This window comes from Nesterenkonia lutea, from assembly GCF_014873955.1.
Classification (GTDB): domain Bacteria; phylum Actinomycetota; class Actinomycetes; order Actinomycetales; family Micrococcaceae; genus Nesterenkonia; species Nesterenkonia lutea.
This window is the reverse complement of sequence record NZ_JADBED010000001.1, coordinates 2197752-2222168: the sequence shown is the minus strand read 5'-3', so window position 1 is coordinate 2222168 and position 24417 is coordinate 2197752. Positions and strand designations below refer to the sequence as shown.

Below are 24417 nucleotides of genomic sequence, written 5' to 3'. Positions count from 1 at the left end.
ACGAAGAAGTGTGGAGAAGGCATCGGGCTGTCGGGGGATCGATGGACACGTGTTCCATTATCCAGCGTCGGAGCGCGGGCGAGTATTCCCGCTGGCGGAGCGGCGCTCGGTCAGCGCCGTGATGGCCCGACTCCCGACCTCCACCAGCCCGCAACCCACGATGCTGGCGACCAGGGCCACGGTGAGCAGCTCCGCCGAGGGCATCATGAACAGGTGGTACTGCTGCGAGACGGGCACGAGCAGCACAGCAGCCAGGAGCAGATACATGGCCCCGATGAGGGCCAGACGCGGCGGTGTCAGCGGTCGCAGCGCCACATTGAGCACCCACAGGCCCACTGCTGTCAGACACAGCGTGGCCGCTGTCTGGATCGCCGCCGCGGGCTCCTGAAGATGGCGACCGAACGCGCTGACCGTGATCACCGCCAGGACGATGGCGATCGCCGTCGGAATGGCGAAGAGCACGGAGCGGCGCAGGAAGCCTGGCCGGTAGAGACGGGCATTTGGCATCAGCGCCAGGAAGAAAGCCGGACAGCCGATCATCAGGAAGTCCACCGTGGAGAACTGGCGCGGCAGGAAGGGGAACTCCCAGAACAGCAGCCCGTAGAGCAGCCCGAGCAGGATGGCGTACGCCGTCTTGGAGAGGAACAGGTGTGCCACCCGTTCGGTGTTGGCGATGACCTTGCGTCCCTCCTCCAACACGGAGGGGAGCCTGTCGAAGCGTCCATCCAGCAGCACCATCCGGGAGACAGCCTTGGTGGCCGGGGCGCCGTCGCCCATCGCGATGCCCAGGTCGGCCTTCTTCATGGCCAGCGCGTCGTTGACGCCGTCGCCGGTCATCGCCACCACGTGGCCGGCATCCATGAGCGCCCCGACCATGGTGCGCTTCTGCTCGGGGGACACCCGCCCGAAGACGGAATGGTGCTCCAGGATCTCACGCAGCGCCTCAGGGTCACTGGGCAGGGTGGATGCATCCATCGCGTCACCCTCGATGACCATCCCCACCTCTCGCGCCACCGCCGCGGCGGTCTTGGGGGAGTCCCCTGAGATGACCTTCAGCGTCACGTCCTGCTCGCGGAAGTACTCCAGCGTGGCATGTGCCTCCGGGCGCACGTTCTCCTTGAAGGTCAGCAGAGCCACGGGCACCATGCCGTGCGGCAGGTTCTCTCCGCGGCCCAGCTCTCCGGTGCCGCCCTCGATGACGGGGCCCTGGAGGGGAGCATAAGTGAGCAGCATCGTGCGGAGGCCGCGGCTGGAGAGCTCATCGCTGCGCTGGAGCACCTGGTCCACCTCGACCTGGGGATCCACGGCCTCCTGGCGCAGGATCTCCGGGGCGCCGAGCACCCAGTGGCCGGCCAGCGCGCCGGCGTCCTCGGCGAAGCTCACCGCTGACCACCGGCGGACCGAGGAGAACTGAACCTGACTGGCCGCACGATGCCGCGGCAGCGCGGTGTAGGGCGCGCGCAGCGCCGCCGCGGTCGCGTTCGCGTGCTCGTCGGCGCCGAAGAACGCCAGGGCCTGCTCCCAGGCGGCAGTCCCGTCCAGGGCGGTGGAACCGTCTCTGCGCGGCGCCGTGACGGTGCGCCCCAGCGGTGTCAGCGCAGCGGCGCCGTGGAAGGCGATGGTGCCGTCGGTCAGCGTGCCGGTCTTGTCCAGGCAGACCACGTCCACCCGGGCGAGGATCTCCACTGCGGGCTGTTCCTGGATCAGGACCTTCTGGCGCGAGAGCTTCACCGCGGCCACGGCGAAGGCGATGGTGGTCATCAGGGCCAGGCCCTGGGGGATCATGGCGGTCACCGAGGAGACCGCGGTGACCACGGCGTCCCTCCACTGGCCGGAGGCCCAGGCGCTGTTCCACCCGCCGAAGGCCTGCATCTGACCGTTGAGCACCACGGCCACGATCGGGATCAGGACGAGGGAGAGCCAGAAGGCGATCTTCTCCAGCGCACGGCGCAGCTCAGAGTTGATCTTCTGGTACCGCTTGGCCTCGGTGGCGAGCTTGATCGCATGGGCGCGCTCACCTGCTGCGGTGACCCTGAATCTGCCGGATCCAGCCACCACGGCGGTGCCGGAGAGGAGCCGATCGTCCCGCCGCTTGGGCACGGCATCGGACTCCCCGGTGAGCATGGACTCATCCACGTCCAGTCCGGCGGAGGTGAGCACCGTGCCATCGGCGGGCACCTCGTCGCCGCGGCGAAGCTCGATCACGTCATCCAGGACGATCTGTTCCCGGTGGATCTCCAACAGCATCCCGTCGCGCAGCGCGTGCACGCTGTCCTGATGGAGCAGGGCGATCGTGTCCAGCTTGCGCTTGGCGCTGTACTCCTGGAAGAGGCCGATGAGGACATTGGCCACTGCGGCCACGGCGAAGAGCAGGTCCAGCCATCGTCCCAGCATGATGATCGCCACCGCGCAGACGCCGATGATCAGATTGAAGAGCGTCAGCAGGTGGGTGCGCAGGATCTCGACCAGAGATCGGGAGGTGGTGCGCGGCTGGACGTTCGCCAGCCCGAGCCGGTGCCGCTCGAGGATCTGGACCGAGTTCAGGCCGACGGCCTCCAAGGTCTCCGGGTCCACTGCAGACCGGGTCTCCGCGGGATCGCGGATCTCAGTCCTCTGGGCAGCCACAGGGCCAGAGTCTACAGTCCGGGCCTCGCCGCGCCGGTCACCGAGACGATCAGATCCTCCCCGCTGGCACCGACCTCGACGTCGAGCTCGAAGTCGACCTCATGGCTCTCCTCGAGGCTCGCTCCGTCGTGGAAATGTCGGGAGTCGAAGGTGATCGTGGCCTGCATCTGGTCCGCCGAGGTCTCCCATCCCTCCTCATCGAAGTCCAGGGCGAGCTCCTCCGGCTCGGGCATCTGCCAGCTGATGGACTCCGTGGCCACCTGATTCGGCGTGTTGACCCCCATCGGGCAGCCCGCCGGCATCAGCACCTGCTGGTCGGCGCAGCTGTCCAGGTAGGCCTCGACCTCTTCGTGCAGGACCTCTTCGGCGGCCTCGGAGGCCTCAAGGTCAAGCGTGATCTCGTGCGCCTGCGCCTCGTCCTCGGTGCCGGAGTCCTGGACGACCACGTAGCGGGCAGTGCCCACGAGCCACTCGCTGTCCACGGCGATCTCGACCACGGCCGGCACGTAGGAGCGCAGGGTGACGGAATCGTCCACCAGGTTGACCGGCTCCCCGTTCACGTCGATCTGGGCGATGCCGCCGGCGGCGGCACCCGGGACGTCGATCTGCAGCCGGCTCATCGAATCTGCGGTCAGCTCCCAGTTCTGGAAGAAGGCCAGGGTGGTCTCGTCCGAGTCCATGGGCAGCCGGGTCTCGTAGTCCTCCCCGTCGACCGCGAACTGCATCACGGCATCGTCGCCGTCCTCAGGATCCTCGCCGAAGCGAGGGTCCTCGATGGCCGCGCTGCTGAGCTCCAGGGCTTCGCCGTCGAGCAGGACGCTGTCCATCTCCTCCTCGCCCGCTGCCCCCAGCGCCTCGGAGTCGAAGAACCCCAGCGCCTCGGATCCGCTGCCTCGGGCGATCGAGTCCCAATACTCCTGGGCCGTGTGGCCCGGAGTGTAGACCTTCTCGCTCACCTGCCAGATGGCCACGCTGCCGGCTGCCAGCGCCATGATCAGCGCCGCCGCCCAGGCGAAGATGACCACACGCAGAGCGTGCGGCGACTGGTCCGAGTCATGGCTCGGGGAGGTGTCATGGGCCTGCGGCATAGGGTTCAGCGTAGCAATCTCAGCCCAGCAGCAGCGCCACGAGCACCACGACAGGGATCGCCGCGATGGTGGTGAGCAGGACCGTGTCCCGGGCGATCACCTCGCCGGTCTGATACCGGACAGCAGTGACCAGGACGTTCTGCGCGCTCGGCAGAGCGGCCATCACCACGGCGGCCAGCACCTGGGGCTCCTCGAGGTCGAACACCAGGGCGGCGAACACCCAGGCCAGGAGCGGGTGCAGGACCAGTTTCAGCGCTGTGGCCAGGAGCACGTCCCGCCGTCGGTCGGCACTCTTGTCCAGGGGTCGGCTGCCGACCAGCGCCAGCCCGAAGGCCAGCAGCATCAGCGGGATCGAGGCGCCCGCGACGAGTTCGATGGACTCCTGCACCGGTTCAGAGAAGTGCCACTCCTGCCAGGAGAAGACCAGCCCCAGCGTCGCCCCGACGATCATCGGGTTCACCGCCGACTGGCCCAGGCTGCGCAGCGCCGAGATTCGCGGCTGGGGGCGCACCTGCCTGGTGCTGCCCTGGTCTCTGGTGAGCAGGTCCAGAGCGGTGACATAGATCGGGGTGTAGACGGCCAGCTGAAACATGATGATCGGCGCGGCCAGGGCGATGTCTCCGAGCACGTAGGCCGCGATCGGGAAGCCCAGGTTGGCTGCGTTGACGAGCGAGCCGCTCATTCCACCGATCATCAGGTCGGAGCCGCTGCGGCCTCTGAGCAGCAGGAACCGGCCCACCAGGATGAACACACCCAGTGTGGTCAGGGCGCCGAGTGCCGCGATCAGGAACTGCGGCCCGAGCACCTGGCGCAGCGAGGACTCGGAGATGGTCACGAACAGCAGGCAGGGCGAGGCCACGAAGAAGGCGACCCGACTGAGCACGACTCGTGCCTCGCTGCCCAGCACGCCGAATCGTCCGATGATCCAGCCGACCCCGATGATCAGCCAGATGACTAGGAAACCAGAGAGGACCGCCCCCATGTCTCTCCTCTCGACCGTGCAGCGTGATTCAGCTGCTCACTCTAGCCGGACGGGGAGGGGGCGGTCCTCTGTTCAGGGTCCTCTGTTCAGGGTCTCTGTGCGGGGCTCAGCTCACTGTTGCGCCTCGGCATCCTCCGCGGGACTGATGAAGTCGGTCCGAATGCGCTCCACGCCCTCCGCCGAGATCTGGAAGCCGTGCTCCTGACCGGCGTCGATCATGATGCCAGCACCGGTGATCGACTGCACGACCGCGACTCCGGGGGCCTCCACCGCGTGGGGGGCGTGCTCCTTATAGTCCTCCGGGATGTTCTCGCTGGTGCTGAAGAGCGCGATCAGCGGGTTGCCCTCGTTGTCCTGCAGGGTCAGCGGGTTCACCGAGCCGGTCTCGTCGCTGACCTCCTCGGGGCTGAGGAAGTAGACGCTGCTGGTCAGGAAGGTGCGGATGATCTCGCCCGCCTGTGCCTTGCCGTCCTTGCCCTCGATCAGGATCTGCTCGAGCGAGGCGGGGGAGCTCACGGTCTCGGCGTCCTCCTCGGACTGGGGAGTCTGCTCTGGCTGGGTGTTGGGGGTCTCAGTCATGCCTCTACGCGATCACGGACGCGCGCAGAATGCAATGCGGGCGGGCCCGACGCCCTGCCCTGATCTGTGGCCTCGAGGTGGCTGCAGTGGGGTACTTTGGGCAGGTGCTGCTATCTGATCGTGACATCCGAGCCGAGATCGACGCCGAGCGGATCCGGCTGGACCCGCTGGACCGTTCGATGATCCAGCCCTCCAGTGTGGACGTGCGCCTGGAGCGCATGTTCCGACTCTTCGACAATCACAAGTACGCCCATATCGATCCGGCTGCGAACCAGCAGGACCTGACCCGCCTGGTCGAGGTGGCACCGGATGAGCCCTTCATCCTGCACCCGGGCGAGTTCGTCCTCGGTGCCACCTATGAGACGGTCACCCTGCCGGACGACGTCGCGGCCCGCCTGGAGGGGAAGAGCTCGCTCGGTCGCCTGGGGCTGCTGACGCATTCCACCGCCGGGTTCATCGATCCTGGCTTCTCCGGCCAGGTGACCCTCGAGCTCTCGAACATGGCCACGCTGCCGATCAAGCTGTGGCCGGGCTCGAAGATCGGACAGCTCTGCTTCTTCCGGCTGACCTCTCCGGCGGAGCACTCCTATGGCGCCGGGGCGCACCAGTCGCGCTACCAGGGCCAGCGCGGTCCCACCGCCTCCCGCAGCCATGAGAACTTCCACCGCACGCTAGTGGACTAGCCCGCAGGGGTCGACCAGCGTCCGGGGAGTCGTGGGGGCGCGGATCCTGCGGGGTCTGCGGATCAGCCGTCGCTGAGGATCCGGTGTTCCCGCATCCTCGCCGAACCGGTGGGATTGTGCACCAGCGTGAGCGTGGCCAGACCGATGCTCAGAATGACCACCACGCCGATGATGATCGCCTTGTCGCTTCCGCCGGCGCTCCAGAGCAGCAGCGCGATCAGCCCCGGGGTCAGGAAGGACACGCTGCGCCCGGCGGTGGCATAGAGCCCGAAGAGCTCCCCGGCGCGGCTCGGAGGGGCCAGCCGCGCGAGGAAGGCCCGCGAGGAGGACTGTGCGGGGCCGACGAACACGCACAGCAGCAGCCCGAAGACCCAGAACGCCGCCTGCGGGGACACCAGAAACGAACCGATGCTGCGCTCAACATCCAGGAAGTACAGGATCGCGGCCGTGATGATCAGCGCCGTGACGCAGGTGGCGATGACGCGCCGCGGCCCGACCTTGTCATCGAACCACCCGCCGATGAACGCCCCCACGGCCGCGGCCACATTCCCGGCGATGCCGAAGAGCAGGATGTCAGAGGTCGTGAAGCCGAAGACCGTCACGCCGAGGATCGCCCCGTAGGTGAACACCGCGGAGAGTCCGTCGCGGTAGATCGCGGAGGAGACCAGGAACCAGAACGTGTTCCGGTCCTCGGCCCAGAGTCCGATGACCAGTCCGATCAGCCGCCGGTAGGACTCCAGGATGCTGACCTTCTCCTCGACCACGACCTGGTCCGCGGTCTTCAGCGGAGTCAGCAGCAGCGGGAGCGAGAAGATCAGGAACCAGACGGCGGCCACCAGCGCCACCGCCCGGACATTGATCATCTCGTCGGTGCCCAGTCCGAACAGGTGCGGCGGCTCGCCCGCCACCAGGCCGAAGTACACGATGGCGAGGATCACGATTCCGCCCAGGTAGCCCGAGCCCCAGCCGATGCCGGAGACGCGGCCCATCCGGGGGGAGTCGGCGATGTCGGTGATCATCGAGTTGTAGTTCAGGTTCGCGAACTCGTCGAAGAGCGTCATCGTGGCCATCAGCGTGACGCCGAGGACCAGATAGGCCTGATCCGGCTTCACGAAGAAGCATGCGGCGACCAGCGCGATGACGATCACCGTGTTGATGGCGAGCCAGCGTCGTCGTCGGCCGCCGTTGTCCGCGCGCTGCCCGATGACCGGGGCGGTGAGCGCGATGACCAGCCCGGCGATGGTGTTCGCCGTGGTCAGGTACTGCGTCCCCTGGCCGCCGGGTCCGACCGCATCGGCGATGTAGGTGCCGAAGACGAAGGTCACCATGACTGCGCTGACCGTCGCGTTGCCCCAGCTCCAGAGGCTCCACACCGCGATGAGACGCTTCTTCAGCGGGACGAGGGAGGGGGCGAGAGCGGACTCACTGCTGGTCATTGCCGCATCGTAGCCCTGGTTTGTTAACATTGAGAGGATTGCCGCCGCTGATCCTGGTCTCAGGAACTCGCAGTCGGGCGTGTGAGGCACTGATGGCTGAGAGGAGCAGGGGCAGATGATGCTTGGGATGCTCACAGTGCTCTTCGCGATCAGCATCCTGACTCCCTTCATCTACCAGCGGTTCGGTCGACGCACCTTCTTCCTCCTGGCCGGGGTCCTCACGGCCGCGCTGGTCTGGGTGCTCAGCTACGTCCCCGCCGTCCTGGAGGCCGACCAGGCGGCCGCGACCGGTGCGCCCGGCGCCCCACCCTCCGAGGTCATGGAGTGGATCCCGCAGTTCGGCGTCGAGCTGGCATTCCGCATCGATGCGCTGGCGCTGGCGCTCTCGGTGCTCATCCTGGGCGTGGGCGCCCTGGTCATGCTCTACTGCGCCCGCTACTTCGCCACCTCCGAGCGCGCCGCGGGTCCCTTCGCCGCAGAGCTCTTCGCCTTCGCCGCCTCGATGCTCGGCCTGGTGCTCTCCGACGATCTGGTCATGCTCTTCGTCTTCTGGGAGCTCACTACGATCCTGTCCTTCCTGCTGATCGGCTTCTCTGCGCACCGGATCTACGCCCGGCGCTCGGCGATCCAGGCGCTGCTGGTCACCACCTTCGGGGGCCTGGCGATGCTGGTGGGACTGATCTGGCTGGGTCAGCTGGTGGGAAGCTACCGGCTCTCTGAGATCATCGCCGCAGGTCCAGAGCTGCTCGCCGACCCGGCGACGGCGACCGCCGTGGACATCGCGGTGGCGCTGGTCCTGCTGGGGGCCCTGTCCAAATCGGCGCTGGTGCCGTTCCACTTCTGGCTGCCGGCGGCGATGGCGGCACCGACCCCGGTCTCGGCCTATCTGCATGCCGCCGCCATGGTCAAGGCCGGCGTCTACCTGGTGGCGCGCTTCGCTCCGGGCTTCCACGAGTCCACCTTCTGGCTTCCGCTGGTCCTGGGCCTGGGGCTGCTCACCATGCTGGTGGGCGCCTGGCGGGCTCTGCGGCAGACCGACATCAAGCTGATCCTCGCCTACGGCACGGTCTCCCAGCTGGGCTTCCTCATCATGGTCAACGGGCTGGGAACCGAGGACGCGGCGCTGGCGGGGATCGCGATGCTCCTGGCCCATGGCCTCTTCAAGGCCGCGCTGTTCATGGTGGTCGGGATCATCGACCACCAGTCAGGCACCCGTGATCTGCGCAAGCTCTCCGGCCTGGGGCGCACCCAGCGGCCGCTGTTCATCGTCGCGGCGATCTCCACCGCGTCCATGGCCGGACTGCCGCCGCTGTTCGGCTTCGTGGCCAAAGAGGTCGTCTTCGAGTCCTTCTTCAGCTCCGCCGAGGTCACGGGCTCCGGGTCGCTGCTGACCCTGGGCTGGCTGGTGGTGGCCGGCGTCGTCCTCGGCTCGGCGCTGACCGTGGCGTACTCTGCTCGCTTCCTCTGGGGAGCCTTCGCCACGAAGCGACCCGTCCCGGGAGTGGCGGTCGCGCGGACCGTGTTCCACGGACCGGTGCCGCGGGTATTCCTCGCCGCCCCCCTGATCCTGACCGGCATCACGGTGCTGCTGGCGCTGTTCCCGGCGCCGGTGCAGGCGCTCGCGGCGGCCTGGTCCACCCTCTTTGAGCCGGTGGAGCCCGGCGCCGAGGCGACCTACCTCGCGCTCTGGCACGGCCTGACCCCGGTGCTCGGGCTCTCCGTGCTCACCTGGGTGCTGGGCCTGCTGCTGTTCCGCGCCCGCGATCCCTTCGGCAGGCTGCAGGCCCGCGTGCCGGCGGTGCTCGAGGCCGAACGCGGCTATCGCGGCACGGTGCGCGGCGTCGACCTGCTCTCCTCCTGGGTCACCGCGCGCACCCAGCGCGGCGCCCTGGGCTGGTACCTGTTCATCATCCTCGCCGTGGCGACGCTCGTGCCGCTGACCGTGGTGATCTTCGGCGCCCCCGGGGGCCAGGGCATCTCGGACCGCTGGATGCCGGACTCCTTCGTCATCGCCGAACAGCCGCTGCAGATCGCGCTCGCGGCGGTGATCCTCGCCGGCGCCTCCGGCGCGATCTGGGCGCCCAAGCGCTTCATGGCGGTGCTCATGGTGTCCATGTGCGGCTGGGGGATCGCCGGCATCTTCGCGCTGCAGGGCGCCCCGGACCTCGCGCTGACCCTGCTGCTGGTGGAATCCATCGTCCTGGTGGTCTTCGTGCTCGCACTGCGCAGCCTCCCGGCCGGGATCTGGACCCAGAGCCCGACTCGCTTCAAGTTCGGCCGTGCGGCCCTGGGCATCGGGTTCGGGGTCGTGATGATGCTCGTCGCGGCGATGTCCATGAACGCGCGCATCGCGGAGCCCATCTCCATGGAGTTCCCCTGGATGGCCTATGAGGTGGGTCAGGGCGCCAACATCGTCAATGTCACGCTGGTCGATCTGCGCGCCTGGGACACCTTCGGGGAGATCACCGTGCTCGCGGCCGCCGCCACCGGCGTCGCCTCGCTGATCTTCGTCAAGCGCCGTGACGTGCAGCGCCGCGAGCTCCATGAGGTCCCCTCCGGGACCGTGGGCCGGGTGCTCTCCGACAAGGCCCTCTCACCGCGCCAGTTCAAGGAGATCAAGGTCGCCCGGTCCTTCGCCACTGTGGCCCGCGAGGCATGGCTGGTCGCCGGGCGCACGGTGGCGCCCGAGCATCGCAGCATCGTCTTCGAGGTGGTCACCCGGCTGATGTTCCACGGGATCATCATGATCTCGCTGTACCTGCTGCTGGCCGGGCACAACCTGCCCGGAGGAGGCTTCGCCGGCGGACTGCTGGCCGGGCTGGCATTCGTGCTGCGCTATCTGGCCGGTGGACGGTACGAGCTCGAGGCGGCCATCCCCTTCTCGGCCGGGGCCCTCATGGGCTGGGGCCTCGCCGTCGCATGCTTCACCGGGATCGCCCCGCTGATCGCCGGAGGACAGGCCTTCCAGTCCTTCGATGTCGAGCTCACGCTGCCGCTCTTCGGCTATCACCACTTCGTCTCGGCCGTGCTCTTCGACGTGGGCGTCTATCTGGTGGTGATCGGCCTGATCGTGGACATCCTGCGCAGCCTCGGCTCCGAGATCGATGTGCGCAGCGAGCGTGAGGGCCAGCGCGCCTCCTCGCCCGGTCACGCCATCCATGGCGAGACCTCCGCGGGGGTGGCGCGATGACGGTCAATCTCACGCTGCTGATCCTGATGGGCGCGCTCTTCGCGATCGGGATCTACCTGCTGCTGGAACGCTCGCTGACCCGGGTGCTGCTGGGGATCATCCTGATCTCCAACGCAGTGAACCTGCTGCTGCTGCAGACCGCGGGACGTGCCGGCCTTGCCCCGCTCTACGACCCGGAGATCCCGGCGGAGGACTATCTCGACCCGCTGCCGCAGGCGCTGCTGCTCACCGCCATCGTGATCTCCTTCGCGCTGGTGAGCTTCATGCTTGCCCTGATCTACCGCTCCTGGGTGCTGGCCCGCCAGGATGAGCTCGCCGATGACGAGGAGGATCGCCGCGTGGCCTCCTACGCCGGTGTCCACGACATCGAGGAGGACGCCGCGGTGGAGGAGGAGGACACCGAGTTCGCCGACGAGACCGACGGAGACGGACGCGCGCTGTTCAATCCACGTCGCGGCGCTGACGAGGGGGCTGGCGACGGCGACGGCGAGGCTCGCCCCCGCGGGGCCGAGCCCGGCAGGGCCGAACGCGCTCGCACGGAGCCGGGCAACGGGCCCGCCATCGCCGAAGGAGGGGAGCGCTGATGGTCACCGAATTCCTCAGCTTCACCCCGCTGGCGGTGCTGATCCCCTTCTTCGGGGCCGCCTTCGCCTTCGCCTTCTACCGCAACAAGTCCACGCAGCGGGCGATCGCGATCGGAGCGCTGATCCTCACCGTGATCCTGGAGGTCACGCTGCTGAGCCAGGTCTGGAACGGCGGAGCCCACGCCGTGCACCTTGCGGGCTGGCCGGCGCCGTTCGGGATCGTCATGGTCATCGACCGCTTCGCCGCGCTGATGCTCGTGGTCTCCTCGATCATCACCCTGTGCGTGCTGCTCTACGCCGTGGGCCAGGGTGCTGCGGAGGAGAAGGAGGACTCCGGTCCGGTCTCCATCTTCTACCCCACCTATCTGATCCTGGTGGCCGGAGTCTCCAACGCCTTCCTCGCCGGTGATCTGTTCAACCTCTACGTGGGCTTCGAGATCTTCCTGACGGCGTCCTATGTGCTGCTGACCCTCGGCGGCGGCGAGTCCCGGATCCGGGCAGGCGTCACCTATGTGGTGGTCTCCATCCTGTCGTCGATGCTGTTCCTGATCACCATCGGCATGATCTACGCCGCCACCGGGACGGTGAACCTCGCGGATCTGGCGCTGAAGCTGGGAGACCTCGACCCCAGCACCCAGCTGACCCTGCATGTCATGCTGCTGGTGGCCTTCGGGATCAAGGCCGCCGTCTTCCCGCTGGCCTTCTGGCTGCCGGACTCCTATCCCACCGCGCCGGCTCCGGTCACCGCCGTGTTCGCCGGGCTGCTCACCAAAGTGGGCATCTATGCGATCATCCGCACCGAGACGCTGCTGTTCCCGGGGGAGCGGATCAACACCGCATTGATGATCGTGGCCGCGCTGACCATGATCGTGGGCATCCTGGGCGCCCTCGCCCAGGCGGACATCAAGCGGATGCTCTCCTTCACGCTGATCAGCCACATCGGCTACCTGGTCTTCGGACTGGCGCTGAGCTCGATCATCGGCATGGCCGCGACGATCTACTACGTCGCCCACCACATCACCATCCAGACCACGCTGTTCCTGGTCACCGGACTCATCGAGCGCCGCTCCGGCACGTCCAACGTGCTCCGGCTCGGCGGGCTGGCCAAGATCTCCCCGGTGCTGGCGCTGCTCTTCTTCATCCCGGCGATGAACCTCGCCGGAATCCCGCCCTTCTCCGGCTTCATCGGCAAGCTGGGCATGCTCCAGGGCGGCGTCGCGGAGAACACCTGGATCACCTGGACCCTGGTCATCGCCTCGGTGCTCACCTCGCTGCTGACCCTGATGGCGGTGGCCAGGATCTGGACCCGCGGATTCTGGCGCAAGCCCGAGGACGCCGATGAGGCCCCGGAGCGACAGCTGATGTCCAAGACCCTGGCGCATTCACGGGCGGCCAACAAGCGGTACCTGCCGATGTCCATGGTGGCTCCCACTGCGGCGCTGGTCCTGATGTCCATGTCCTTCACCGTGTTCGCCGGACCGATGATGGACTTCTCCCGAGCCGCGGCGCAGGACATGTACGAGCGGACCCCGTACCTGGAGGCTGTCTTCGGCCCGGAGCGTGTGGACGGCGTGCGTGAGGAGCTCCAGGACTTCGCAGGCACCTTCCTCATCGATTACGACACCGGCGACGGCGGTGCCGCCGAGCACGCGCCGGTGGAGACCTCGCTGCAGCCCGACGACGAAGAGGCAGAGGTCGTCCCCGAGCTTCCGGACGGGGATGATCGGTGATGAAGAGACCCAAGACTCCGCTGAAGCTGGAGCTTCCGCTGATCGCCTTCCTCGGCTTCTTCTGGATGGCCACCTGGCATGACTTCACGATCGGCACGCTGATCGTCGGTCTGATCTACGCCACGATCATCGTGCGGGTCTTCTACCTGCCCCCGCTGCGCGGCAGCGGTCGGCTCAACCCCATCTGGGGGACGATCTTCGCAGCGCGCTTCCTGGTCAAGACCGTGGCGGCCTCCTTCGAGGTCTCCTGGCTCTCAGTGGTCACCGGACCGCGGGTCAGGAATTCGGTGATCTCCGTGCAGCTTCGCAGCCATGATGACCTGATCGTCACGCTCACCGGACACTCGCTCTCCCTGGTGCCGGGTTCCCTGGTCCTCGATGTGGACCGCACGACGGCGACGCTGTACCTGCATGCGCTCAACGTGACCTCTGACGAGGATGCCGAGAAGATCCGTCTGGATGCGCTGAGGACCGAGGCGCTGATCATCCGCACCTGCGGCAGCCGGTCCGACCTCGCCGTGGTCCGGGCGGAGAAGCGGCTGGGCAGGATGTCGGGATTCTCCAAGACCGAGCGCGATGCGCCCTTCCACCGCCACGGCCCGGCCGCAGCGCCCCGCACCGCCGGGGGGCCCGGCCGGGACGCCGCCTCCCAGGTTCACGAGGCGGGCGGCTCCGAGGTGCGTGGCGGTGGCACCGGTGAGCGGATCACCATCGAAGAGGTGGAGGACTGATGCTCGAGATCGCTGTGCACATCACGCAGGCGCTGCTCGTCCTAGGCGCCGCAGGCGCCGTCTACCGGGTCTATAAGGGCCCGTCGGTGCTGGATCGCGTCATCAGCCTGGACGTCATGCTCATCATCGTGGCCTCGATCATGATTGTGGACATGGTGATCAACGACCACCAGGACTTCATCCTCTTCGTCGTGGTCACCGCCGTGATCGGCTTCCTGGGCGCCGTGGCGATCGCTCGCTACGTCGTCGTGCGCTCCCCGGAGGAGGTGGTCGCCGAGTCTCCCGAGGACGCGGTCCCGTTTCCCCCCGCGGTCCGGGTGGCGAGCTCCTCCCCGGCCGAGGGCGAGCCCGAGGCCCCGCACCAGCCCGTGGCCACGCCGGTCATGCCGGGCATCGCGCCGCCGGAGGACGAGTCCACGTCCTGGTTCTCGGCGCTGACGCGTTCGGGCTTCACCCCGAAGCCTCGTGACGACGACGCCGCGGCCGAATCTCGGCAGCCTGCCCCGCAGCCGGAGCCGGAACCACAGGCGCAGCCGGAGCCTGCCCCGCAGCCGGCGCCGGAGCCGGCTGACCCTGAAGAGGCCGACACGCCTGACCCCGAACGGCCACAGCCCGGCCCGGCCGGCCCAGACCAGTCCACGTCCGAGCAGCAGGAGGGTCGAGATGCCTGAGACGATCGATGCCGACGTGATCCTCGACGCGATCGCCTCCGTGCTCCTGGTTGTCGGCGGACTGATGTCCCTGGCCGCGGGCATCGGCCTGGTCCGGCTGCCCGATCTGCATTCGCGCATGCACGCCGCCACCAAGCCCCAGGTGCTGGGTCTGATCGCGCTGCTGCTCGCCGCGGCCATCACCTGGCGGTCCTGGGAGCTGGTGCCGATCGTGGTGCTGGCCTGGGGACTTCTGCTGCTCACCGCCCCGGTCAGCGCCCATGTCGTGGGCCGGTCGGGCTATCGCACCAAACACATGCGTCGGGACCTGCTGACCCATGACGAGCTGGCCAGCGCGGTCGAGCGGATCAGCCGCGACCAGCACCCGAACCGGCGCGGCTGACCCCTCCGCCGGTCTCGCGATCGGTCAGGACCAGACCAGGTTCCAGGTCCCCGCGGCGACTGCGGCCCAGACGGCGGCGGCCCCGATCGCGGCCCCGCCCAGGATGACCGGCAGATCCGCCGGGTGGAACCGAGCAGGCCGCGCCCAGGTGCGTCTGCCGGCGCCGAAGCCGCGCGACTCCATGGTCACCGCCAGTCGAGTGGCCATCCGGATGGCCTGCACCAGAAGCCCGAAGGCCTGGGAGAGCGTGCTGCGCATCCGTTGCCTGGGACCTCCATGGGCGCCCACCCCGCGTGCCCGGCGTGCATGCCCGATGGTGGTCCAGTGCTCTGCGAGCAGCCCGAGCAGTCGCATCGCCGCCAGTGCGCCCAGCACGAAGCGGGCCGGCAGGCGCAGCTGCTGGGCCAGCGAATCGGCGAGGTCGGTGGGGTCGGTGGTGGAGAAGATGATCACCGAGGGGAGCACGATCGCCAGCGCCCGGGTGCCCAGGGCCAGACCCAGGGACACCGAGCCCTCGCTGATCGTGGTGAACCCCAGATCGGCGATCACCCGGCCAGACTCCTCGGCCGCGATGGCGGTGCCCCACGCCGCCACCACAGCACCCAGGGCGAAGGGCCAGATGCGTCGGAGGAAGCCGATCGGACGGATGCCCGCCAGCGGGAGCAGCGCCAGGGTCGCCAGCACGACGACGCCGGAGCTCACCACATCGATGGTCATCACCAGTGCGGCGGTGACCAGGAAGACGGCGATGAGCTTCGCCAGCGCATTGCGCCGTCCCAGCCAGGAGCCGGACCGTGTGCCGCCGAAGAGCTCCCCTCCGGTGGCGGGTGCGGGCGCCCCCGCATCACCGCTCAGCTCCAGCTCCTCGGCATCCAGTGCGCGCAGGAAGGCGGTGTCATGGGTGACCGCGACCACTGTTCCACCGCTGCCCACATGTTCGCGCAGCAGGATGATGAGCTCACGGAAGGTGTGGGCGTCCTGACCGAAGGTCGGCTCATCGAGCATCAGCAGCGGCGGCCCGGCGGCGAGCACAGTGCCCACGGAGAGTCGGCGCTTCTCCCCGCCGGAGAGTGTGAACGGATTCGCCTGGGCGAGCTCGGTGAGCCCGAGCCGCTCCAGGAGCAGCGCCACCCGGGTCTCGATCTGCGCCTCGGTGAACAGCGGTTCCGTGCTGTTCGGGACCCTCGCCTGCACCGCCCCCAGAGCCAGCTCCTCCTCCACGGTGCCGCGCACGAACTGGTGCTCCGGCTCCTGGAAGACCATCCCGATCCGGGCCACCAGGTCTGCGGAGCACCAGTCATGGGGATCGGGTCCCAGCGCGCTTCCCGAGCCGGAGCCGACGCCAGCGCGAGAACCAGCTTCGGCGCCAGCGCGAGAGCCGGCGCCAGCACCGGTGAGCTCGGACGTGGCGGTGAGGACTCCGGCATGGGCGGGCAGCAGTCCGGCCAGGGTGAGCAGGAGCGTGGACTTGCCGGAGCCGTTCGCCCCGGTGATCCCCAGCGTCTGGCTCCGGCGGATCTCCAGATCGACCTCCCGCAGGGTCGGCGGGGCGGGTTGCCTGGTGCCCCACCCCGGCTTCGGCGAATGTCTGCCCACCGCCAGGCCGGTGGCGTGCAGCAGCGGTGCGCGCGGAGCCTCGCCGGCAGGCGGGGCGGGGAGCCCCTCCAGCGGGTCCCGGCCCGGCACCCAGAGTCCCATGTCGACGAGTTCGTCGCGCAGCGCCTGGTCCGTGCAGATGTCCGCGGCCGACACGGCATGGCGGACTCCGGCCCCGGGATCGAGCACCACGAGGCGGTCCATGTGTTCGGCCCAGACCTCGAGGCGATGTTCCACGACGATCACCGTCGCTCCGGTCGCCTCCGCCGCGGCGAGCACCGCGGCGCGGACCTGGGTCACCCCGGAGGGATCGAGGTTCGCGGTGGGCTCGTCCAGCAGCAGCAGCCCCGGCCGCATGGCCAATATGCCGGCCAGAGCGAGCCGCTGCTTCTGGCCTCCAGAGAGCCTGGCGCTGGGGTGCTCGAGATCGAACCCGCCCAGTCCGACGTCGCTGAGCGCGGCCTCTGTCCGCTCCCAGATCTCCTCGCGCGCCACGGCGAGGTTCTCCGCGGCGAAGGCCACGTCGTCGCCCATTCTGGAGAGCACCACCTGAGACTCGGGGTCCTGCTGCATGAGCCCGGCCCGGCCCCGGGCCTGTTCTGCCGGGACGCCGTCCAGGAGGAGCTGGCCGGTCGCCTGCGCCTCATCGTCATGAAGGACCCCTGCCAGGCCATGCAGCAGTGTGGACTTTCCGGCCCCGGAGGGCCCGGCCAGCAGCACCTTCTCCCCGGGGGAGATCCTCAGGTCCAGACCTGCGACCGCGGGGGAGTCCCGGTCCGCGTGCTGCCAGCCCCAGCCCTCCGCGACCACCGCCACACCCGCCGCGCCCGCCACGCCCGGTGCGCCGGGCACCGCCGTCGTGGTCTCGGAGATTGCCGGCCTGGATGCTGCCGGCCCGGATGCTGCCGGCCCGGAGGCTGCCGGCCCGGAGGTCGAGGAGCTTCGCGCCGGGGACCGGGCGGCCTCACCCACGGGGCCGGCCGCCCAGCAGCATCGGCTCCCGATGGGCCCGCCGTGAGGCCAGCGGACCCAGCACCGAGGACGCTGCCAGGCCGCGCGTGGCGAGCCAGGGAACCACCCCGGCGATGATCGCCCCGGAGAGCGCGAAGCAGGCGATATGGATGGCGGTCTCCACGGGCGCATAGGCGTACATCGGAACGATCCAGTGATAGGTGATTCCCCCGGTGAGGCCTGCGGCCGCTCCGGCGAGCATCGCGAGCTCCAGGCTGAACCGGCGGTAGAGGACCGCGAGGAAGACCAGCTCGGCGCCGAGCCCCTGGAGGAATCCCGAGGAGAGGACTGTCAGCCCCCACTGCGAACCCAGCAGCGCGGAGACCGCAGCGGCGATCATCTCGCAGTAGATGGCGGCACCGGGCTTGCGGATCACCAGGGCGCCCAGCACCGCAGGGAAGAGCCACATGCCGTGCACCAGCGTCTCCACCGGTGGATAGAAGATGAAGAGGTTCCCGATGAGGTGGTAGCTGAGGTTCCAGCCCCAGAAGATGACCCCGGAGGCGACGGCCAGGACCGAGGCGACCACGATGTCGGAGACCGACCAGGTCAATGACCTGGAGGTGGTTGTTCTGCTGCTCATGATGCTTCTCCCTGTACAGGTGAGGACGGACCAGGAGCACGCAGGAGGAAAGCTGTGCAGACCGCCACAGCATCCGAGTGAAGATTCTCGACTTCCTTCGCAGGTCCTAACCTGATCAGGTGCGAGGGTCTGGGCCTTCAGCCCACTCTCAGCGCCCTGGCGGTGACGTCACAGCTGGTCAGCTGTGTCTGGCACCGAGGGGCGCTCCCCTGTCGTGTCTCAAATGACGTGCACTAGAGTAGCACCCGAGACGATTGACCCACCCCGCGAGGAGGACACTGTGGACAAGCTTCTGGACAAGGGCGTGGCTCTTGGAATATCGCTGGCCGGTGGTTTCATCGCCACCCGCGTCTTCGACTTCGTGTGGAAGAAGACCACCGGTGATGAAGCACCCCGCGTCGCCAACGATGAGATGACGCTCAAGCGTGCATTGGCCTTCTCCATCGGTTCGGCCGCCGTCTCAGCCACCGTTCAGGTGCTCTCCCAGCGCGGGGCTGACTCCACGGTGAAGAAGCTCCGCGGCAGGCTCGGAGATCGCACGGAGGTCTGATCCATGCGCATCGCCGCTGCCCAGATCACCACGGGTTCCGATCCATACGCGAACCTCGCGCTGATGCGCGAGTACACCTACCGCGCCGCCTACGCCGGGGCGCGGGTGGTGGTGTTCCCGGAGGCCGCCCAGCGCGCCTTCGGGAACCCGCTGCCCCCGATCGCCGAGCCTGTGGACGGTCCCTGGGCCGAGGCGGTTCGTGAGCTGGCGCGCGAGTTCAAAGTCGTGATCGTGGCGGGCATGTTCACCCCCGGCGTTCCCAGTGCGGAAGGACGTCCCCGGGTCGTCAACACCCTGCTGGCCGTGGGCCCCACGGAGAATGTGGACGTCGCCTACGACAAGATCCACCTCTATGACGCCTTCGGCTTCAAAGAGTCTGACGGCGTCCAGGCGGGCAGAAGCCCGGTCCAGTTCCAGGTCGGCGGGCTCACCTTCGGCCTGGCCACCTGCTACGACATCAGGTTCCCGAGTCTCTTCGCCGCGCATGCCCGCGCGGGTGCGCATGTCACGCTGGTGCCCGCCTCCTGGGGCGCCGGAGACGGGAAGCTGGATCAGTGGCGGCTGCTCGCGCGGGCGCGGGCGCTGGACTCCACCCAGTACATCCTCGCCTGCGGCCAGGCCGACCCGTCTGCCGCCGGCGTGCAGGCAGTCCAGGGCGCCCCCACGGGTGTGGGCCACTCGATGCTGGTCTCCCCACTGGGCGTGCCCCTGGCCGAGGCTGGGGCGGCCCCTGAGCTTCTGCTGGCCGAGGTGGACCCGGAGGTCGTCTCCAGCGTCCGGACGATGGTCCCGGTGCTGGAGAACGCGCGCCAGTTCTGAGTCGGCCGGACAGAACATGGCAGCCCCGGGGCGCCGGGACCTCTCAGTCCTGGGGGTGGCTGACCGGCAGGTCCTGGTCCAGGAAGCTGTTCAGCTGTGCGGTGAGCTCCGGATCCACGGCCAGCTGCTGCTGATCCAGGCGTTCCACGGGTGCGGCCAGACGCACCGAGGAGAGCAGCCACAGGTGGTCGGCGGCGAAGAGGTCCTCCGGGGTGAGCGGTCCATAGCCGAGCTGCCATCCGGCCCGCTCCGCCGCGGTGAAGATGGCGCCCTGGGTGGTGCCGGGCAGTATCCCGGTCTCCAGGACAGGAGTGATCAGCGTGGGCGGCTCGCCCTCGGAACCGCGCTTGGCGATGAGCACCGTGGACGTCGGGCCCTCGAGCACCTGGCCGTCGGAGGTGGTGAAGATGACGTCGTCGAATCCGTGCTGGTCAGCGTGGCGCAGCGCCGCCATGTTCACCGCGTAGCTCAGCGTCTTCGCGCCCAGCAGGAGCCAGGGCGCGCGTTCGGCCGCAGTGGAGTCATATCCGCGGTCCAGCAGCGTGACCGCCAGCGGTGTCCCGCGTCCGGCCCGCGTGCTCTCCGCCACCGGGGTGAGCATGGCCCAGTAGGTGCCGCAGAAGGCTGGATCCTCAGAGGCAGGCTCACCCTCCACGCCACGTGTGGCCACGAGCTTGATCGCCAGCTCCTCAGGCACCCCGCCGCGCGCTCGGTACTCCTCGAGGCCGAGCCCGATGGCGGCCTCCCAGGAATCGGCGGGTGGGATCTCGATGTCGAGGATTCCGGCGGAGCGACGCAGTCGGCTCAGGTGCGCATCCAGCTTCCGCGGCGTCCCGTTGACCGCGAGCATGGTCTCGAAGATGCCGTCTCCGCGCACGGCACCGAGATCGGTGATGCGCAGCTGGGGCTGGTGGGGGTCGAAGACCAGTCCGGTGGGATGCTCGGCATCGATCCGTACAGCGACGGCGGCCACGGAGTCATCGCGAAAGTGCTCAGCCATGGCTACAGCCTAGCCCCTGCGGGGCCCGTCGAGGCGCGGGGCTCGACAGCACACAGTAGGCTGTCGACGAAGGGTTTGGAGGGGATCACGTGCTGTGGCCGATAAGCGGGTTGGGGATCGAGTCCCTTCCGCAGTGGATCTTTCTGATCATCCTGGTGCTGGAGGTCGGCATCCGGGTCGCCGTGATCGGCATCATCCCTGACAATCGGCGCCCGAACACCGCGATGGCCTGGCTGCTGGCCGTGTTCTTCATCCCCGCCGTCGCACTGCCGCTGTTCCTGCTGATCGGTCGCAGCAAGCTCTCCGCCAGACGGCAGGATCGGCAGCGCCGGATCAACGCCGCGCTGCTCGAGGCCACCAGTCATATGGACCTCTCCGATCAGCTCCGCGACTACGACGAGCAGCTCAGCGCCACCGCCGTGCTCAACCGGAATCTCGGGGCCTTTCCCATCCAGGAGGGCAATCAGCTGACGCTGATCTCCGACTATCAGGAGACGTTCACCTGGCTCGTGGATCAGATCGACGAGGCTCGCGAATATGTCCACGTGCTGTTCTACATCATCGGAGATGATCCGGACTACACCGGCCCGGTGCTCGATGCCCTGGAGCGAGCGACTGCCCGCGGGGTCAAGGTCCGGCTGCTCTTCGACCACCTCGGCACCGCCCGCGTGCGCGGGTATCGACGGCTCAAACGTCGGCTGCGCGACTCAGCGATCGAATGGTATCGAGTTCTTCCGGTCCGACCCCTGCGGCGCCGCTTCTCCCGGCTGGACCTGCGCAATCACCGCAAGATCGTGGTCATCGACGGACTCACCGCGCTCACCGGCTCCACCAATCTGATCGAGCCGCACTACCAGCGCGCCTCCGCCGTGCGCAGGGGCCGCAGATGGGTGGAGCTCAACGTGGTGCTGACCGGACCGGCTGTGACCGGGCTGGACATCGTCTTCGCCTCTGACTGGTACGCCGAGACCAATGAGAACCTCGGCGAGAAGCTGCTGGTGGACCTCGAAGCGGATGAGGCGGCCTCAGGGGGTTCCCTGGTCCAGGTGGTGCCCTCGGGGCCGGGCTTCCCCGATGAGAACAACCTTCGTCTCTTCAACGATCTGATCTACCAGGCCACCGAACGGATCGTCATCTCCACCCCCTATCTGGTGCCGGACGATTCGCTGCTCTACGCGCTGACCAACGCGGCGCACCGCAATGTGGATGTCCTGGTGCTGGTCTCCAAGAAGGCGGACCAGTTCACCGTCCAGCATGCGCAGCAGTCCTACTACCAGATCCTGCTCGAGGCCGGCGTGCGGATCTTCCGCTACCCGGACCCGGATGTTCTCCACGCGAAGTTCATGATCATCGACGACGACGTCGCGGTGCTCGGCTCATCGAACATGGACATGCGATCCTTCTCGCTGAACCTCGAGGTCACCCTGATGATCGTCGACGATGCGAAGGTCGCCGAGATCGAACAGGTCTTCGCGCGCTACATGATGCTCTCCGCCGAGCTCGATCTGGCGCAGTGGTCCAGGCGTCCGTGGCATGTTCGGTACCTGGACAACACGTTCCGGCTCACCTCCGCCCTCCAGTGAGAGCGCAGGGCCCAGAACGGACAGCACAGCACGACGCTGGCCCTGCGAGAGCCGAGGTCCTGGGTCCAGCTGAGCTGTCGTTATATACTCACTGCCGAAGACCCGGGGCGTGCCCCGGCTCCACTGCATCCTGCACCGATGAGACCTGAGGACACATGACCGGACTGCGATCTGCGGCCTCCCGAGCCGCGCCGTCCCGGGCTCGCGCTTCAGGTCTGATCGCCCTGATCGCGGCCGCCGCACTCTCCCTCTCGGCCTGCTCCGAGGGTCCCAGCGGGACCACGGACTCCTCTGCCGCCGTCGGGGCCTCCGCCGGTTCCGCCGGCTCCCCGGCCGAGGATGAAGCCTCCCCCGAGGCTGGCAGCGCCGAAGATGCTGGGGATGCTGACACCGACGGTGAGCCCGAAGAGATGCTCAGCGAGCAGGAGATCGCGCAGATCCTGCTCAGCGAGAGCGAGCTGCCCTTCACCCCGGACCGTCATTCGACGCAGACCGGACTGAACTTCTTCCAGGAGCAGCTGAGCGCGCAGCCTGAGATATACACCGAGAGCTTCGGGGACGGCGCCTGCACCTCCGCCATGGACCAGGTCAATGCCGAGCTGGTGGGGGAGGACCCGCAGGGCGGGGTCGTCCAGGAGTACGAGCATGAACTGGAGGACCGCACCGAGAGCCTGTATGTCTGGATGCTCGGCCTGCCGGATCCCCAGGACTCGGCGGCCGTCTGGGACGGCGTCGTCGAAGCCTGCGCTGACCAGCCACTTCGCGGTGAGACGGATTCTGTGCGCGTGGATGCCTTCGAGTCCCAGGGTTTCGAGGGCATCGAGCTCCACATGGACGTCCACAACGGCGAGGGGATGGTCGAGGTGCTCGGCTACTCAGCCAGCACTGACTACGGCAGGCACCTGCTGATGGTCAGCGCCGCGAACATGGACGCTCACACCTTCCGCGAGGTGGTGGAGCTGCAGGCCGCAAAACTGGCCACCCACGCGCACCAGCAGACGGACTGACCTGCTTTCAAACTCAGCTGCGCGGAAACTCAGCTCCGAGAGCCTCCAGCACGCCGCGGGATTTGACCCGGACCTCTTCCCACTCGGCCTCCGGCTCGGAGTCTGCGGTGATCGCGCCGCCCAGCCCGAGGTGCAGCCTCCGGGCGTGATCGGGACCTGTCAGCACGACCGTGCGGATCAGCACAGCGAGATCGGCGGCACCATCGGCGCTGAAATACCCGGCCACCCCTGAATAGGGCCCGCGTGGTCCGGACTCGAGCTCTTCGAGGATGTTCATCGTGGAGATCTTGGGAGCACCGGTCATGGATCCGGGCGGGAAGGCGTCGGCGATGACCCGGGCGCGGACCGCTCCCGAGGGGATCTGCGCACTGATCGTGGAGACCAGCTGGTGCACCGTGGGGTAGGTCTCCACGGCGCACAGACGCTCGGTGCGCAGTGTTCCCGGGGCCGCGTGGATGGAGAGGTCGTTGCGCACCAGATCCGCGATCATCACGTTCTCGGCACGGTCCTTGGGGTGCGTGACGAGGTCTTCGGCGAGCCGCTGGTCCTCCGCCGCGGTGGTCCCCCGCGGCCTGGTGCCCTTGATCGGTTCGGAGCGCACTGTGCCGCTCGCGCTGAGGCTCATGAATCGTTCGGGGGAGGTGGACAGGATCTCTGTCTCGCCGATCCGCAGGAACTGGGTGAAGGGGGCGCGGTTGCGCGAGCGAAGCCGTCGAAACAGGTCTATGCCGCACCGGGGGGCCGCCGTGCCCAGCCTGGCGGTCACCGCTGTGGTCAGGCAGATCTCGTAGCTGTTGCCGGCGACGATCTCCCGCTGGGCCGCCTCCACCGCGGCCAGGTACTCGGTGTGGGAATCGCGGACGATCAGGTCCGTGACCTCGACATCGCGGAGCCCCGCCCGAGGGTTCGGGCTCTGGGGGGAGGACTCTGCCAGCGCCGCGCGCAGGGCCTCTCTGACCGTCTCCACCCAGGAGACTTCCGGTTCGGGGGTCGCCAGCCATTGCAGCTCCAGCTGGCCCAGGCGGTGGTCGAGGACCACGGCGTGGGTGGCTCGGAACAGGCTCGCCTCCTCGGTGGGGAGTGCGCTGCGATCACCTGCGCCCGTGACCGGGGAGCCGGACTCACGCTTGAGCTCATGTCCCAGCCATCCGACCCAGCCGAGACGGAAGCTCGGAGTGTCCCGCTCACCGGGCTCGGCCCCCTGCGCGACCACCTTCTCGACCTCCTTCTGATCGGGCCAGTTCTGCTGGAGCCAGGAGAAGAAGCCCTGTTCGCGCCGCTGGGTCTGCCCTGCCGCGGCGACGGTGGTGATGCCGTCCGCATGACTGACCGTGGTGGCGTGGGGGCCGGCGGAGAAGGCGAGGATGCTGCGCCTGCTGCGAGTCGGCTGGGCGCTGTGAGCATGGTCGCTGCTGTCCAGCAGGGCGGCTGGCGTCCTCGGCATCTGTGCGCTGAGTGCGGCGAAGAGCGCCGGGGCAAGATCTTCGGGATGTCGCCATTCCGGATCAGCGGAGTCCGCCCAGTCGTGCAGATCGATGAGGGTGCTGCGGATCCTCGCTTCCATGGTCGTCAGATCCGTCCGAGCGC

Annotated in this window: 20 protein-coding genes and 1 riboswitch; of the genes, 11 read left to right on the top strand and 9 right to left on the bottom strand. The window is 68.3% G+C overall.

What is annotated here, in order from left to right:
• Positions 1-57: 57 nt before the first annotated feature.
• The 4 genes from H4W27_RS10135 to H4W27_RS10120 all read right to left on the bottom strand — a co-directional run bounded on the left by H4W27_RS10135 (position 58) and on the right by H4W27_RS10120 (position 5274).
• Entirely contained in the window at positions 58-2625 is a 2568-nt protein-coding gene (locus H4W27_RS10135; protein WP_192595824.1) for an HAD-IC family P-type ATPase, read from the bottom strand.
• An 11-nt stretch (positions 2626-2636) separates the two neighbouring features.
• Entirely contained in the window at positions 2637-3713 is a 1077-nt protein-coding gene (locus H4W27_RS10130; RefSeq protein WP_192595823.1) for a hypothetical protein, read from the bottom strand.
• Between the two features lie 19 nt (positions 3714-3732).
• The gene (locus H4W27_RS10125; RefSeq protein ID WP_192595822.1) at positions 3733-4695 is read right to left on the bottom strand and encodes an AEC family transporter; all 963 of its coding nucleotides are present in this window, start codon (positions 4693-4695) and stop codon (positions 3733-3735) included.
• Between the two features lie 111 nt (positions 4696-4806).
• Positions 4807-5274: an SseB family protein gene (locus H4W27_RS10120; RefSeq protein ID WP_192595821.1), complete on the bottom strand. Its 468-nt coding sequence runs from the start codon at positions 5272-5274 to the stop codon at positions 4807-4809.
• Positions 5275-5378: 104 nt separating this feature from the next.
• Here H4W27_RS10120 and dcd point away from each other — a divergent pair, with 104 nt between their 5' ends.
• Positions 5379-5957, top strand: a complete 579-nt coding sequence (dcd, locus tag H4W27_RS10115; RefSeq protein WP_192595820.1) for a dCTP deaminase — start codon at positions 5379-5381, stop codon at positions 5955-5957.
• 62 nt (positions 5958-6019) lie between these two features.
• On the opposite strand, the gene H4W27_RS10110 is transcribed toward dcd, so the two are convergent.
• On the bottom strand, positions 6020-7393 hold the full coding sequence (locus H4W27_RS10110) for an MFS transporter (RefSeq protein WP_225939081.1): 1374 nt from the start codon (positions 7391-7393) through the stop codon (positions 6020-6022).
• Positions 7394-7508: 115 nt separating this feature from the next.
• On the opposite strand from H4W27_RS10110, the gene H4W27_RS10105 reads away from it, so the two are divergent.
• From H4W27_RS10105 to mnhG, 6 genes are read left to right on the top strand one after another with little or no spacing between them, the layout of a single operon-like run.
• Positions 7509-10583, top strand: a complete 3075-nt coding sequence (locus H4W27_RS10105) for a Na+/H+ antiporter subunit A (RefSeq protein ID WP_225939080.1) — start codon at positions 7509-7511, stop codon at positions 10581-10583.
• A complete protein-coding gene (locus H4W27_RS10100; RefSeq protein ID WP_192595818.1) occupies positions 10580-11167 on the top strand; it encodes a Na(+)/H(+) antiporter subunit C in 588 nt (195 codons plus the stop codon). Before H4W27_RS10105 ends, H4W27_RS10100 begins: the two co-directional genes overlap by 4 nt.
• Entirely contained in the window at positions 11167-12897 is a 1731-nt protein-coding gene (locus H4W27_RS10095; RefSeq protein WP_192595817.1) for a Na+/H+ antiporter subunit D, read from the top strand. The genes H4W27_RS10100 and H4W27_RS10095 overlap by 1 nt, the downstream gene beginning before the upstream one ends.
• The gene (locus tag H4W27_RS10090; RefSeq protein WP_225939079.1) at positions 12897-13628 is read left to right on the top strand and encodes a Na+/H+ antiporter subunit E; all 732 of its coding nucleotides are present in this window, start codon (positions 12897-12899) and stop codon (positions 13626-13628) included. Before H4W27_RS10095 ends, H4W27_RS10090 begins: the two co-directional genes overlap by 1 nt.
• Complete coding sequence (locus H4W27_RS13675) at positions 13628-14299, top strand: monovalent cation/H+ antiporter complex subunit F (protein ID WP_225939078.1); 672 nt, start codon at positions 13628-13630, stop codon at positions 14297-14299. The genes H4W27_RS10090 and H4W27_RS13675 overlap by 1 nt, the downstream gene beginning before the upstream one ends.
• Positions 14292-14681, top strand: a complete 390-nt coding sequence (gene mnhG, locus H4W27_RS10080) for a monovalent cation/H(+) antiporter subunit G (RefSeq protein WP_192595816.1) — start codon at positions 14292-14294, stop codon at positions 14679-14681. The genes H4W27_RS13675 and mnhG overlap by 8 nt, the downstream gene beginning before the upstream one ends.
• 24 nt (positions 14682-14705) lie before the next feature.
• Here the strand turns inward: mnhG and H4W27_RS10075 are convergent, their stop codons facing one another.
• Both H4W27_RS10075 and H4W27_RS10070 read right to left on the bottom strand, forming a co-directional pair.
• Positions 14706-17129, bottom strand: coding sequence for an ATP-binding cassette domain-containing protein (locus tag H4W27_RS10075; protein ID WP_192596548.1), 2424 nt, complete (start codon positions 17127-17129; stop codon positions 14706-14708).
• Positions 17130-17241: 112 nt separating this feature from the next.
• Positions 17242-17871 (bottom strand): ECF transporter S component, encoded by a 630-nt coding sequence (locus tag H4W27_RS10070; RefSeq protein ID WP_192595815.1) that lies wholly within the window; start codon positions 17869-17871, stop codon positions 17242-17244.
• Positions 17872-17946: 75 nt separating this feature from the next.
• Positions 17947-18092: riboswitch (TPP riboswitch) on the bottom strand.
• A gap of 59 nt (positions 18093-18151) precedes the next feature.
• On the opposite strand from H4W27_RS10070, the gene H4W27_RS10065 reads away from it, so the two are divergent.
• Both H4W27_RS10065 and H4W27_RS10060 read left to right on the top strand, forming a co-directional pair.
• Positions 18152-18421 (top strand): DUF4235 domain-containing protein, encoded by a 270-nt coding sequence (locus H4W27_RS10065; RefSeq protein WP_318782282.1) that lies wholly within the window; start codon positions 18152-18154, stop codon positions 18419-18421.
• Between the two features lie 3 nt (positions 18422-18424).
• Positions 18425-19240, top strand: coding sequence for a carbon-nitrogen hydrolase family protein (locus H4W27_RS10060; protein ID WP_192595813.1), 816 nt, complete (start codon positions 18425-18427; stop codon positions 19238-19240).
• Positions 19241-19283: 43 nt separating this feature from the next.
• Here H4W27_RS10060 and H4W27_RS10055 read toward each other — a convergent pair whose 3' ends face one another.
• A complete protein-coding gene (locus H4W27_RS10055; protein ID WP_192595812.1) occupies positions 19284-20240 on the bottom strand; it encodes an aminodeoxychorismate lyase in 957 nt (318 codons plus the stop codon).
• A gap of 89 nt (positions 20241-20329) precedes the next feature.
• Here H4W27_RS10055 and cls point away from each other — a divergent pair, with 89 nt between their 5' ends.
• Together cls and H4W27_RS10045 are read left to right on the top strand one after the other, a co-directional pair.
• The gene (gene cls / locus H4W27_RS10050; protein WP_192595811.1) at positions 20330-21823 is read left to right on the top strand and encodes a cardiolipin synthase; all 1494 of its coding nucleotides are present in this window, start codon (positions 20330-20332) and stop codon (positions 21821-21823) included.
• A 155-nt stretch (positions 21824-21978) separates the two neighbouring features.
• Positions 21979-22830 (top strand): hypothetical protein, encoded by an 852-nt coding sequence (locus tag H4W27_RS10045; protein ID WP_192595810.1) that lies wholly within the window; start codon positions 21979-21981, stop codon positions 22828-22830.
• Positions 22831-22843: 13 nt separating this feature from the next.
• Here H4W27_RS10045 and H4W27_RS10040 read toward each other — a convergent pair whose 3' ends face one another.
• On the bottom strand, positions 22844-24394 hold the full coding sequence (locus H4W27_RS10040) for an anthranilate synthase component I family protein (protein WP_192595809.1): 1551 nt from the start codon (positions 24392-24394) through the stop codon (positions 22844-22846).
• Positions 24395-24417: the final 23 nt, after the last annotated feature.